The sequence below is a fragment of the Pseudomonas sp. R76 genome (genome assembly GCF_009834565.1).
Taxonomy (GTDB): Bacteria; Pseudomonadota; Gammaproteobacteria; order Pseudomonadales; family Pseudomonadaceae; genus Aquipseudomonas.
In genome coordinates this window covers 2,404,743-2,416,992 of sequence record NZ_CP019428.1, presented here as the reverse complement: position 1 = coordinate 2,416,992, position 12,250 = coordinate 2,404,743, and the positions used below count along the sequence as shown (strand labels likewise).

General features: G+C 61.8%; 10 protein-coding genes, 1 rRNA gene and 1 pseudogene. 4 read left to right on the top strand and 8 right to left on the bottom strand.

What is annotated here, in order from left to right; genetic code table 11:
• Position 1: 1 nt before the first annotated feature.
• Positions 2-1,411, top strand: coding sequence for a murein biosynthesis integral membrane protein MurJ (gene murJ / locus PspR76_RS11120; protein WP_159955215.1), 1,410 nt, complete (start codon positions 2-4; stop codon positions 1,409-1,411).
• Positions 1,412-1,433: 22 nt separating this feature from the next.
• On the top strand, positions 1,434-2,489 hold the full coding sequence (locus PspR76_RS11115; RefSeq protein ID WP_159955214.1) for an acyltransferase family protein: 1,056 nt from the start codon (positions 1,434-1,436) through the stop codon (positions 2,487-2,489).
• Positions 2,490-2,598: 109 nt separating this feature from the next.
• Here the strand turns inward: PspR76_RS11115 and PspR76_RS11110 are convergent, their stop codons facing one another.
• The 4 genes from PspR76_RS11110 to PspR76_RS11095 all read right to left on the bottom strand — a co-directional run bounded on the left by PspR76_RS11110 (position 2,599) and on the right by PspR76_RS11095 (position 7,001).
• The gene (locus PspR76_RS11110) at positions 2,599-3,180 is read right to left on the bottom strand and encodes a DUF4174 domain-containing protein (protein ID WP_159955213.1); all 582 of its coding nucleotides are present in this window, start codon (positions 3,178-3,180) and stop codon (positions 2,599-2,601) included.
• Positions 3,181-3,345: 165 nt separating this feature from the next.
• Positions 3,346-3,978, bottom strand: coding sequence for a glutathione S-transferase N-terminal domain-containing protein (locus PspR76_RS11105; protein ID WP_159955212.1), 633 nt, complete (start codon positions 3,976-3,978; stop codon positions 3,346-3,348).
• 13 nt (positions 3,979-3,991) lie between these two features.
• A complete protein-coding gene (locus PspR76_RS11100; RefSeq protein ID WP_159955211.1) occupies positions 3,992-4,570 on the bottom strand; it encodes a GNAT family N-acetyltransferase in 579 nt (192 codons plus the stop codon).
• A gap of 73 nt (positions 4,571-4,643) precedes the next feature.
• Positions 4,644-7,001 (bottom strand): DNA polymerase II, encoded by a 2,358-nt coding sequence (locus tag PspR76_RS11095; RefSeq protein WP_159955210.1) that lies wholly within the window; start codon positions 6,999-7,001, stop codon positions 4,644-4,646.
• A 113-nt stretch (positions 7,002-7,114) separates the two neighbouring features.
• Here PspR76_RS11095 and PspR76_RS11090 point away from each other — a divergent pair.
• Positions 7,115-8,736 (top strand): annotated as a pseudogene (locus PspR76_RS11090) (TonB-dependent receptor).
• A gap of 96 nt (positions 8,737-8,832) precedes the next feature.
• Here the strand turns inward: PspR76_RS11090 and PspR76_RS11085 are convergent.
• On the bottom strand, positions 8,833-9,300 hold the full coding sequence (locus PspR76_RS11085; protein WP_159955209.1) for an SRPBCC family protein: 468 nt from the start codon (positions 9,298-9,300) through the stop codon (positions 8,833-8,835).
• 96 nt (positions 9,301-9,396) lie between these two features.
• On the opposite strand from PspR76_RS11085, the gene PspR76_RS11080 reads away from it, so the two are divergent.
• Positions 9,397-9,798: a GFA family protein gene (locus PspR76_RS11080; protein ID WP_159955208.1), complete on the top strand. Its 402-nt coding sequence runs from the start codon at positions 9,397-9,399 to the stop codon at positions 9,796-9,798.
• 1 nt (position 9,799) lies between these two features.
• Here the strand turns inward: PspR76_RS11080 and mrdA are convergent, their stop codons facing one another.
• The 3 genes from mrdA to rrf form a co-directional block, all read right to left on the bottom strand.
• On the bottom strand, positions 9,800-11,692 hold the full coding sequence (gene mrdA, locus PspR76_RS11075) for a penicillin-binding protein 2 (protein ID WP_159955207.1): 1,893 nt from the start codon (positions 11,690-11,692) through the stop codon (positions 9,800-9,802).
• Positions 11,693-11,826: 134 nt separating this feature from the next.
• Positions 11,827-12,063: an aldehyde dehydrogenase family protein gene (locus tag PspR76_RS11070; RefSeq protein WP_237235741.1), complete on the bottom strand. Its 237-nt coding sequence runs from the start codon at positions 12,061-12,063 to the stop codon at positions 11,827-11,829.
• Between the two features lie 65 nt (positions 12,064-12,128).
• Positions 12,129-12,244: ribosomal RNA gene (rrf, locus tag PspR76_RS11065) — 5S ribosomal RNA — on the bottom strand.
• Positions 12,245-12,250: the final 6 nt, after the last annotated feature.

Here is a 12,250-nt window from a genome sequence, read left to right as displayed (position 1 = left end):
CATGCTCGGCTCCGCCGTCTGGCTGACGCTCGCGACCCTGCTGGGCCTGTGCCTGGGGTTTGCCCGTGAGTGGTTGCTGGTGGCGGCCTGGGGCGCGGGTGAGCGCAGTGATGCGTTCCTGATCGCGCTGTTTTTGCCCGAAGCGTTGCGTATGTCGTTGGCCGGTGGCGTGTTGAGCGCCGCCGCGCTGCCGCTGTACCTGGCGCGCAAGGACGGCGAGCGTTTGGACTGGCTGGCGGTGTTGTTCCCGGCGCTGCTGCTGATCGCGCTGGTCACCAGCCTGTTGCTGACGCTGTTGGCACCGTGGCTGGTGCAGTTGCTCGGGCCGGGCCTGGCGGCCAGCGCCACAGCGCTCGCCAGCAGCAACCTGCAGATTGTCGCGTGGTGCGTGCCGGGCTTGATGCTGCATGCGCTGTTCAGTATCCCGCTGCAGGCCAGTGAGCGTTTTGTGCTGGCGGGGTTGGGTTCGCTGCTGTTCAACCTGCCGCCGGTGACGTATCTCGCGCTGGCGGGCACCGCGACTCAGCCGCACGCCCTTGCGCTGGCGTGTCTGGCCGGCAGCCTGTTGATGCCGCTGGCGCTACTGCCGTCGATCTGGCGTCAGGGCTGGCGGCCGTGGCGCTGGCAGTTGACGTTCACGCCGCTGCGCGAACTCGGCCAGCGCATCGGCCCGCTGCTGTTGAGCAATGGCGCCAGCCAGGGCTTGGCGTTGATCGAACGGTTGGTGGCGTCGCTGCTGGGTGAAGGCGCAGTGACCTGGGTCAACCTCGCGCGCAAGCTGATGAACCTGCCGCTGATTGCGCTGATGAGCCTCAACCAAGTGCTGCTGGGCATGATGAGCCGCCGTCAGGGCGATGAGCGCCTGGCCCTGCTCAAGCGCGGCCTGGAAACCGCCAGCGTGCTGACCTTGCCGGCCGGTGTCGGCCTGGTGGCGGCGGCGCCGAGCCTGGTGGCGTTGCTGCTGCCCAAGCAATCGGCGGATTCGCCGCTGCCCTTGCTGCTGGCCTGGTTTGCCGTGCCGCTGGTGTTCGGCGCCTGGAATGCGTTGCTCGCGCGCTATGCCTATGCGGCCGGCGACACGCGCCAGCCACTGCGTTGCGAACTGCTCGGCAGCCTGGTCAATGTGCTGTTGTTGGGCGCCCTGCCCTTTGTGTTTGGCCTGGCGGGTATTCCGTTGGCGGCGCTGGCGGGCGTGATCTGTACGGCGCTGCTGCTGATGCAGCGCCAACAGTTGCTCGCAGCCCTGCCCTGGGCGCGGCAATGGCTGCTTAGTGCCGTGGTGATGGGCTTGGCGGCGCTGGTGCTGTTTCGGATTCAAGGTGTGTGGCTGCAGTTGGGTTTGAGCACCCTGGCAGGCGCCGTGGTGTTGCTGGGCATGGGGCTGTGGCTGAAGCCGTGGCGCAAGGCATGAACGATCGATCGGGAACCGTCAGATGAAACATCGTTGGATACAAATGGACATCGCCAAAGGCATTGGCATCCTGGTGATCGTGTTCGCCCACAGCTGGTTCGTCGCGACCTCGCCGGACCTGCTTTACCCGATCCTCGCCTCATTCATCTTGCCGCTGTTCTTTTTCCTCTCGGGGGTGTTCTTCAAGCCCGAACAGCCGTTTGTGGAGATGGCGATACGCAAGGCCGACGGCCTGCTCAAACCGTTTTTCTTCACCATGCTGGTGTATGTGATCGTGCGCGCCGTGTTGCGTGGGCAACCGCTGCTGCCGGATATTGGCGGCGTGCTGTATGCCTCGGTGGACACTATTCCGTGGCAGGCCATGTGGTTCCTGCCGCACTTCTGGGTGTCGATTCTGTTCAGTTGGGTGATGCTGCGGCTGATCCAGCGCCTGAAGCTGTGGCTGTGGATGAGCGGCCTGCTGATCGCGGCTCAACTGCTGCTCGGGATTTGGCTGCTGCCGTTGTTCTGGCAATTGCCGGTGACACTCGGCGGCCACAACTGGGTGCTGCCGGGGCTGCCGTTCAGCCTGGATATCACCTTGATCAGTAGCACTTACTTCATTGTCGGCTACCTGCTGCGCGATTGGCTGCGCACGCACGCCGGCTCGTGGCTGACGCTGTTGGTGTCGGTGGTGCTATTTGCCGTGGTGTTCATTCCCACTTGGGACACCATGGACCTGGCGCAACGTCGTTATGACAGCTGGTTGTGGACCAGCCTGCTGGCGGTGATCGGGGTTTACGCCTGCTGGGCGCTGGCACAGGTGTTGATGGTGTCGACGTTGCTGACCCGGGTGATGACCTACATCGGCCAGTCGACCCTGATCCTGTTGATTTTTCATGGCGAGATCCAGCACAAGAGCGTCGACCTGATGGAGCGTCTGGGCGTGCATCCCTTCCTGGCGGCGTGTGTGGGGCTGGTGATCGCGGTGGTGGTGCCGTTGTTGATCGGGGAAGTGATCAAGCGGGTGGCGTTTTTGCGGTTTTTCTACTTTCCGTTTCCGGTGCGTAAGGTGGCTAAACCTTCAGCAAACCGCTAAACCCCTGTGGGAGCGGGCTTGCCCGCGATGGCGGTGGGTCATTCAAAGTTGTTTTGACTGACACTCCGTCATCGCGGGCAAGCCCGCTCCCACAAGGGGTCATGTGTGTTTAATCATCGAGTTGCGCGGCAGCTTTGCTGTTAGCTTTGGCGGGCTTGGCAGCTTTACCACCCTTGGCTGGCGCAGCGGCGGCAGGCTCGGGTTCCGCTGGCGCGGCGAGTTCTTTTTCAGCCATGGGCATCTGGTCGATGGCGCTGAAGAATTCCTTCAGGTCGAGGGTATCCGGTGGCACGGTCTTCTCGAGTTTCTTCTCGCCGTCCTTGCCCACCAGAATCACTTTGGTGCCGCTGCCGGCGCCCAGCTTGAGGGCGCGGATCAACGCGTTGGTTTCAGGTGGCGTGAGCTTTTTGTTGTCTTTGGCGTCCTTGGCGAACTTCTCCCCTTCGGCACCGATGCTGCCGAACTTCACGGTGTAGAACACCATATTGCGCTCTTCAAAGGACTGCTTGTTGGCAGGCTCGTCCAGCTGTTTCTTGAGGTTCGCCAATGTTTCGTTGCCGGAATCAAGTTCCACCACTACCAGCGGGCGGGACTTGTTCAAGTCCTGCTTGAGTGGGTTGATATCATCCGCGGCCAACAGCGGCCCCGTAAAAGCCATCAAGGTAGCCAGGGTCAGCGACCGGATGAGCATGCGCACCTCCTTTGAATTCCATGCAGGGTTCTTGAGTTTCATGTCTGCGACAGTCAATTTCAAGGATGATTCCTACACCTCGTTAAGAAGCGTAGGTCAGGAAGTCTGCTACGCAAGGGGTTGGACAGGCACTACGGTGATTGTTTCTTTAGATTGCGGAAACAATTACGCGGCGCCCCACTCCGGCCAATGCCGAGCAAATACAGGCGCCACGACGGGGTCGGCGTCCACCTGCGCCAGCGCCTGGGCAAAGCCTGGCGACAGGTCGTTCAACACCTCCCGCGCCTCATCCCAGCGCGACACCGCCGCGGCCATAATGCCCAGTGCATTCGGCACACCCGTGGGCGCAAACAACTGCTCGGCAAACTGCTGGGCAAACACCACCCAGGCATGGTGCAGATAGCGCCGCGTGCCGGTGGTGAGTTGGGTTTGCAGCGCTTCATCGGCGGGGCCCAGCCAGCGTTGCGGGTAGTCGATGATGCCGATCGCCGAGTAGCAATTGGCGGCGATGTACACCAGCCCACGCAGGATCTGCGCGCGGTTGCCGGCGAGTAGATCGGAGGCGGGAAACTCCAGGCCCAGGTGGATCAGGATCGCGGCGCTTTCAGTCAGCACTTGGCCGTCGGGCGTGACCAGCGTGGGAATCTGTTTGAGTGGGTTGATACGCGCCAAGGCCTCGCTGCCCTCGCCGTCCGCCCAGGAGCTGGCGTCGATGCGACGCCATGGCTCCGCGCAACGCTGCAAAGCGATTTCGATCATGCAGGAGCCGGATTCATCAATGCCGTAGAGCGTGTACATGGGCGTTTCCTCCTTATCGCAGCAATTTGGCCTGCAAGTTGGCCTTCACCTGCGGCCATTCCGAATCGATGATGCTGAAGCGCACCGAGTTGCGCTTGCGCCCGTCGGGCATGATGCGTTCGTGGCGCACGATGCCTTCTTGCACGGCACCGAGGCGCAGGATCGCGGCGCGGGATTTTTCGTTGAGTTCGTCGGTGGTGAATTGCACGCGCACGCAGTCGAGGACTTCGAAGGCGTAGGTCAGCAGCAACAGTTTGGCTTCGGTGTTGATTGCGGATTTTTGCGTGGACTGCGCCAACCAGGTGTGGCCGATTTCCAGTTTGCGATTGGCCCAGTCGACCTTCCAGAACCGCGTGCTGCCGACCACCTGGCCGGTGCTTTTGCGCACGATGGTGAACGGAATCACGCTGCCTGCATCGCGCCCGGCCAAGGCGGTGTCGATGTACTTGTCGACAGTGTCCGGGCCGGGCACGTTGGTGACTTTTAGGTTCCACAGCTCGCCGTCGGCGGCGGCGTCGAGCAAGGCGCTCGCGTGCTCGCGCTGCAAGGGTTGAAGTTCGACGTGAGTGCCGGTCAAGGTGATCTGGGTCATGGAAAGCTGCGCCGTCTGCGGATGGTCATCAGAGGCCAAGAGTGCAGGCTGTGATCAGCGCGAAGCAAGCGTTTTAGAACAGGCCCATTTGCCCGCCGACCAGGGTGGCGAAATCATCATTGACGAACGGCAGGATCGCGTCCGCCACCGGCTGCAGTTGCCGCGTCACATAGTGGTCGTAGTCGATGGGCGCCTGGCGCACTTCCAGCGGTTCCGGGCCGTTGACGCTGATCACGTAGCTGATCCAGCCGCCGCGCTGGTATTGGCGCGGGCGCCCCAGGCGGTCGTTGTATTCATCCGCCAGGCGCGCGGCGCGCACATGCGGCGGCACGTTGCGTTCGTAGTCGTCGAGTTGGCGGCGCAGGCGCTTGCGGTAGATCAGCAGGTCGTCGAGTTCGCCGCTCAAGGTGCGGCGCACGTAGTCGCGCACGTAGTCCTGATGAGGCTGGCGATGGAAGATACGCTGGTAAAGCTCCTGCTGGAACTGCCGGGCCAGGGGCGACCAGTCGCTGCGCACGGTTTCCAGGCCTTTGTAGATCATGTCTTCGCGGCCATCGGCGTGCACGACCAGGCCGGCGTAGCGCTTTTTGCTGCCCTCTTCGGCGCCGCGAATGGTTGGCATGAGGAAGCGGCTGAAGTGGGTTTCGTATTGCAGTTCCAGGGCGCTTTGCAGGCCGTATTCGCTGTGCAAATGCGCGCGCCACCAATCGTTGACGTGCTGCACCAGTTCCCGGCCGATGCGGCTGGCGTCCTGGGCCGCATGCGCGCTGCCGAGCCAGACGAAGGTGGAGTCGGTGTCGCCGTAGATCACCTCGTAACCCTTGGCCTCCACCAGCTCGCGGGTCTGGCGCATGATCTGGTGCCCACGCATCGTGATCGAGGACGCCAGCCGCGTGTCGAAGAAGCGGCAACCGCTGGAGCCGAGCACGCCGTAAAAGGCGTTCATGATGATTTTCAAGGCCTGGGACAGCGGCGCGTTGTGGTCGCGCTTGGCGGCTTCGCGGCCCTCGGAGACGCGCGTAACGATCGACGGCAGGCAGTGCCGGGTGCGGGAGAAACGCGCGCCGCGAAAGCCTTCCACCGACTCGCTGTCTTCGGGGTGTTTGAGGCCTTCGATCAGCCCCACCGGGTCGATCAGGAAGCTGCGGATGATCGACGGGTAAAGGCTTTTGTAATCGAGTACCAGCACCGATTCGTAGAGGCCGGGGCGCGAGTCCATGACGAATCCACCGGGGCTGGCCTGGGGTGGTTTGTCGCCCAGATTCGGCGCGACAAAGCCCTGGCGGTGCATGAGCGGCATGTACAAGTGGGTGAACGCCGCCACGGAGCCGCCGTTGCGATCGGCCGGCAGCCCGGTGACGCTGGCGCGTTCGAGCAGGAACTTGAGCAGCTCGGTCTTCTCGAAAATCCGCGTGACCAGCTCGCAGTCCTTGAGGTTGTAGCGCGCCAGGGCGGGCTTGTCCTCGGCGAACATGCGGTTGATTTCGTCCATGCGCTGGTACGGCGTGGAGATGTCCTTGCCTTCGCCAAGCAGGGTTTGCGCGACGTTTTCCAGGCTGAAGGATTCAAAGCTCCAGGTCGCCGAACGCAGGGCTTCGATGCCGTCGATAATCAGGCGCCCCGCCGCCGCTGCGAAGTAGTGATTGCGGCTGCCGTGTTCGCGCCAGGCCATGGCTTCGCCGCCACGCCCAAGCAGCAGCGGCACGTTGAGGCGCTGGGCGTGTTCGTGCAGCACACGCAGGTCGAACTGCACCACGTTCCAACCGATGATTGCATCGGGATCATGGGTGGCCAGCCACTGGTTGAGGCGCTCGAGCAGTTGCGCGCGGGTGTCGCAATAGTCGAGCTTGAAGTCCACCGCGTCGGTTTTGTTCGGCGGGCCAAGCATGTACACCTGGCGCTCGCCGCAGCCTTCGAGGGCGATGGAGTAGAGATCGCCTTGGGCGGTGGTCTCGATGTCCAGGGACACCAGTTTCAGTGGCGGACGGTAGTCGGGCGCGGGTTTCATCTGCGCGTCGATCAAGGTGCCGCTGGCGTCAGGTGTGCCGCCGAACCACACCGGGGCAGTGATGAAGCGCTCCATCATGTAGCGCTCGGGCGGGCGCACGTCGCCTTCATAGACATCGACACCGGCGGCGCGCAGGCGCTTTTCCAGCTCCATCAATTGACGATGCTGTCGGGTGTAGAGGCCCAGCACCGGGCGGTGATGGAAATCGCACAGTTGCAGCGGGCGCAGTTCGACATCGCGCTCGCCGTTGAGCAGCCAGCCCAGCGGCTTGCGGTAAGCCTCAGGGATAAACATCACCGAAGTTTGTACGGGTAGGCGCACGCACCGGGGGCCTTGGTCGGTCGCCAGCCAGAAACTGACCTCCGTGCCCGCTGCCGTGTCGCGCCAATGCCGGGTTAGGACAAAACCCTGCTGTAAATCCACCGTGCCACACCTCAGGAATCGCTTTCAGGGCGTGATTCTACTCGGCATCCGCGTAACGCGGCGCGTTAACGCGCACGCAGACCGCAATCTCACAAATTTGTTGCAGAATATTAATGCCGTTTCGCCCTACCCTGCTCGCCCTTTGCTGCTCCGTGAGCCTTGCTGCTCATGCTGAAACCCCAGTCACCCCGCAGGATGCGAATAACCGTCAGGACGGCAATACACTGGAATTGGGTGCCACCAACATCAATGCCGACGCTCCCGCGCCGAACGCCCTGCCTCCGGTGTACGCCGGCGGTCAAGTGGCACGCGGCGGGCAACTGGGTGTGCTGGGCAACCAGGACATCATGGACGTGCCGTTCAGCATGTCCTCCTACACCGAGAAATTGATTCGCGACCAGCAGGCGGAAAACGTCGGCGATGTGCTGCTCAATGACTCGTCCGTGCGCCAGGCATCGGGCTATGCGAACCAGGTCCTGGCCTTTGTGATTCGCGGCCTGCCACTCAATGGCGACGATATTTCGTTCAACGGCCTGTACGGCATCCTGCCGCGCCAGATCATGTCCACCGACGCGCTGGAGCGGGTTGAAGTGTTCAAGGGCCCCAACGCCTTTATCAACGGGGTAACGCCGGGCGGTTCAGGGATTGGCGGCGGTGTGAACCTGCAACCCAAGCGCGCCGATGATGTGCCGCTGCGCCGGTTCAGCACGGACATCAGCAACGATGGTCGCGTGGGCGAACACCTCGACATCGGCCAACGTTTTGGTGAGAACAACCGCTTTGGCGCGCGGGTGAACCTGTCCCAGCGCGAAGGCGATACCGGCATCGATGATGAAAACCAGCGTTCCAAGCTGTTCTCCATCGGCCTGGATTACCGCGGCGATGCGCTGCGCGTGTCGGGCGACTTTGTGTATCAGAAGCAGCAGGTCAACGGCGGGCGCAATACGGTATTGCTCGGAAACGGGTTGACCCATCTTCCGAGCGCGCCGTCGGCCGATACCAACTACGCGCCGAGCTGGGGCACCACCAGCCTTGAAGACACCTTCGGCATGCTGCGTGGCGAGTACGACCTCAACGACAACTGGACCGCCTATATCGCCGGCGGCTCCAAGGTCACCAACGCCAACCAGACCTTCGCACCGGCGCGCTCGAAACAGACCGAGGCCGGGGTGAAACTGGATATGGGCAGCTACGGGGCAACCTTGGGCGTGTACCGAATCGAGCAACCGACTCAGGGCTTCTCCCAACTGAACGCCGATCAAAGTGCGACCTTCGTATTCCAGGGTGAGCAAATCAACAAAGGCGTGGAGCTGAACGTATTCGGTGAGCCGATTGCCGGCCTGCGCCTGTTGGGCGGCGCGACGATTATTCACACCGAAGTCAACGGCACCCAGAACGGCGCCAACGACGGCAACCGCGCCGTGGGCGTGCCGACGTTCAGCTTAACGCCGGCGTGGACTGGGATGTACCGGGCCTGCAAGGCGTGACCGTCAACGGGCGCATGCTGCGCACTGGCGGCCAGTACGCCGACCCGGCCAACAACCTCAGCCTGCCGACCTGGAACCGCTTCGATGTGGGCGCACGCTACAACTTCAAGGTCGCCCAGCGCGAGGTGACCTTGGGCGCGACGGTGGAGAACGTCGCCAATACCAAGTACTGGGAATCGGCGTTGGGCGGCTATCTGACCCAAGGCGACCCGCGCGTGGCCAAGCTCTCGGCGACGGTGGATTTCTAAACACATGACTAAGCGGTGGGTCAGCGGATTTGCGCACCGCTGACTCACGAAGGCTGACAACAATAAGGGCGGGCATCAGCAAGATGCCCGTTCGGCTCAGGCGCGACGGGCCTGGCCCAGATAGGTTTCGATATTGCTCATTTGTTCATCCCAACCGCGGGAGTTCATCTTGAAGGCTTTCTGGCGTCGGCCTTCGGGCACCGCGTCAAAGCCGGATTCAACTACCCGCAGCAGAATGCCCGGCGCACGGTCTTCAATGGTGAATTCCACCAGGGTCGGTGTTTCGCTGTCGTAGTCGACGCCCTCTTCAACCGCGTAAGGGTGCCACCGGAACGAGAACAGCGTTTGCGGCAGGATGCGTTCGATCTTGGCGTTCCACACCACGTGTTCGTAGCCAGGATAAGTAATCGGAGCCTTGATGGTTTCCCCGGCGGCAAAGTGTTTGCCCTTGAGGGCGATGCCAAACCAGCTGCCGAACTGCTCGGCGTCAGTGAGTGCTTCCCACACCTGTTTACGTGAAGCGTTGAGCAGGACTTTTCGTTCGATGCGATCTAATACGTGCATAAGTCACCTCCTCCATTGACAGTAGGCGACATCGACCGATGCGCAACCTTGGGTTGTGCGCGATGATGAGCCCCTCCTTGATCAGGCAATACGTGTATGACTGACCCGTTGAATGGAAGTTGCTTCTGCAAAGCCGTGCGCTACCAAGTGGACAACCTGGACATGCCCATCAGCCATTGCCACTGCGACAGCTGCCGCAAGGTGCATGCCGCCGCGTTTGTGGCCACGGCCGGGGTGATGCGCGAGCATTTCCGCTGGACCCAGGGCGAGGCGCTGCTGTCCTCGTTTGAATCGTCACCGGGCAAGCTCCGGCATTTCTGCTCGCACTGCGGCTCACACCTGATGGCGGAGCGTAGGCATCAACCCCATGTGATTGTGCGGGTGGCGACGCTGGATGATGATCCGGGCGTACGGCCCACCGCGCACATCTGGACGTCCCACGATGTGCCCTGGCTTGCCTATGAGGGCGTTGAGCAGTGGAACGAGTGGAAGGCCTGATTTAGACGTGCGGGTCACCGGGAGCTTTGGCCGGCGTCGCGTATTGCGGCTTCAGGTGGCCTTCCTGGTCGAGTAGCCAGGCGTCCATGATTTGCCGCACCACGGGGCCTGCCACACGGCCACCGGCCTCGCCGTTTTCGATCATCACCGAGATCACGATTTTCGGGTGTTCCGCCGGCGCGAAGCCGACAAACAAGGCGTTGTCGCGATGGCGTTCCAGGGTCTTGTTACGGTTGTAACGCTCACCCTGCTTGATCGCAACAACTTGCGCCGTACCACTTTTGCCGGCGATGCGGTATTGCGCGCCAAGCGCCGCTGCCCGGGCGATGCCGCGCGGGTCATGCATCACCAACTGCATGCCGTGGTTAACCTGCTCCCAGTCACGCGGGTCTTTGAGGACTACGTTGGGCATTGGGTTTTCATCCACTGGTGGCACGCCGTTGATGGTCTTGGCCAGGTGCGGCCGGTTCCACACGCCCTTGTTGGCAATCAACGCAGTGGCCTGGGCCAGTTGCAACGGCGTGACTTGCATGTAGCCCTGGCCGATGCCGAGGATCACGGTTTCGCCCGGGAACCACGGCTGGCGCCGTGTCGCGCGCTTCCAGGCCTGGGAAGGCATCAGCCCGGCTGACTCTTCGAACATGTCGAGGGAGACCTTCTGGCCGAGGCCGAACTCGGCCAGGTAGTCGTGCAGCCTGTCGATGCCCAGCTTGTGGGCCAGGTCATAGAAATAGGTGTCGTTGGAACGCATGATCGCGGCGTCCATGTCCACCCAGCCGTCGCCGCTGTGGTTCCAGTTACGGTATTTGTGGTCAAAATCGGGCAATTGGTAGTAGCCGGGATCGAACACGCGGGTTTGCGCGGTGACCACGCCACTGTCCAGACCGGCGATGGCGACTTCCGGCTTGATGGTCGAACCGGGCGCATAGAGCCCACGCAGCACGCGGTTGAACAGCGGACGATCGATGGAATCGTGCAGCGCCGCGTATTCCTTGAAGCTGATGCCGGTGACGAACAGATTCGGGTCAAAGCTGGGCTTGCTGACCATCGCCAGAACTTCGCCGGTTTGCGGGTCGAGGGCGACCACCGAACCACGCCGGTCGCCCAAGGCTTCTTCCGCCGCTTCCTGCAGTTTAACGTCGAGGCTCAGGACGATGTTTTTGCCGGGGATCGGGTCGGTGTGCTTGAGCACGCGCAATACGCGCCCCTGGGCATTGGTCTCGACCTCTTCATAGCCCACGTGGCCGTGCAGCTCGGACTCGTAGAAACGCTCGATGCCGGTCTTGCCGATGGACTGCGTACCGCGGTACTCCACGGAGTCGAGGGCTTTGGATTCTTTTTCGTTGATGCGACCGACATAACCAATCGAGTGGGCGAAGTGCGCGCCCAGCGGGTAATGCCGGACGAATTGCGGCTCGACGTCCACACCGGGCAGACGGAACTCGTTAACCGCCAGTACGGCGATCTGTTCTTCGGTCAGCTCGTAGAACAACGTCACAGGCACGAAAGGATGACGCGCCTGCTTCAGCGCCTTGTCAAACACAGCGCGGTCTTCGGGGGGCAGGTGCAACAGGCTGACGATGGCGTCCAGTTCACCCTTGAGGTCGGTGGTGCGTTCGCGGGTGATGGTCAGGTTGTAGCTGGGGCGGTTGTCGGCCAGCACCACGCCGTTGCGGTCATAGATCAGCCCGCGCGTCGGCGTAATAGGCAGTACGTGGACGCGATTGTTTTCAGAAATCGTGGAGTGGTAGTCGTACTGCACCACTTGCAGGAAATACATGCGGCCCACCAGGGCGCAGGTGATGCCGATGACCAACAGCGCACAGGCGAGCAGGCGCTTGTTGACCAGGCGGTTTTCTTTTTCGTGGTCCTTGATCGGTATCGGTTCAGGCATTTCTACAGCATCTCGTTGAAGAAGGTGGACGCCGCGTCCTGCGGATGAAAGATCAATCCTTGTGAAAATGTGCTGCACCATACCAAAAATGCAGAAACACTTTGCATCGATTTCCCCAACGGCATGCTGTTTTGTCAGACGAGAACTGATTTTGGCTCCAATAAGGCCTCGAAACCGAACGTGCCGTACTCGCGGCCTATGCCTGAGTGTTTAAAGCCGCCAAAGGGCGCGCGCGGTTCGTGGGCCAGTGTGTTGATCAGTACGCGACCGGCATCGATGCGGGTGGCGAGTGCGTGGGCTCTGCGTAGATTTAAAGTCAGAGTGTAAGCCTGGAGAGCGTAAGGCGTGTTGGCGATGGTCAGTGCTTCCACTGGCTTTTCGACCGCCCAAAACAAAACCCCTGTTTGCGTTAGCAAACAGGGGTTCTGGAATTTAATCTTGACGATGACCTACTCTCACATGGGGAAACCCCACACTACCATCGGCGATGCATCGTTTCACTGCTGAGTTCGGGATGGGATCAGGTGGTTCCAATGCTCTATGGTCGTCAAGAAATTC

Bases quoted from the DNA above. Each gene is read 5' to 3' on its own strand.
- murJ (WP_159955215.1), top strand. From the start codon at position 2: ATGCTCGGCTCCGCCGTCTGGCTGACGCTCGCGACCCTGCTGGGCCTG.
- PspR76_RS11115 (WP_159955214.1), top strand. From the start codon at position 1,434: ATGAAACATCGTTGGATACAAATGGACATCGCCAAAGGCATTGGCATC.
- PspR76_RS11110 (WP_159955213.1), bottom strand. From the start codon at position 3,180: ATGCTCATCCGGTCGCTGACCCTGGCTACCTTGATGGCTTTTACGGGG.
- PspR76_RS11105 (WP_159955212.1), bottom strand. From the start codon at position 3,978: ATGTACACGCTCTACGGCATTGATGAATCCGGCTCCTGCATGATCGAA.
- PspR76_RS11100 (WP_159955211.1), bottom strand. From the start codon at position 4,570: ATGACCCAGATCACCTTGACCGGCACTCACGTCGAACTTCAACCCTTG.
- PspR76_RS11085 (WP_159955209.1), bottom strand. From the start codon at position 9,300: ATGCACGTATTAGATCGCATCGAACGAAAAGTCCTGCTCAACGCTTCA.
- PspR76_RS11080 (WP_159955208.1), top strand. From the start codon at position 9,397: ATGACTGACCCGTTGAATGGAAGTTGCTTCTGCAAAGCCGTGCGCTAC.
- mrdA (WP_159955207.1), bottom strand. From the start codon at position 11,692: ATGCCTGAACCGATACCGATCAAGGACCACGAAAAAGAAAACCGCCTG.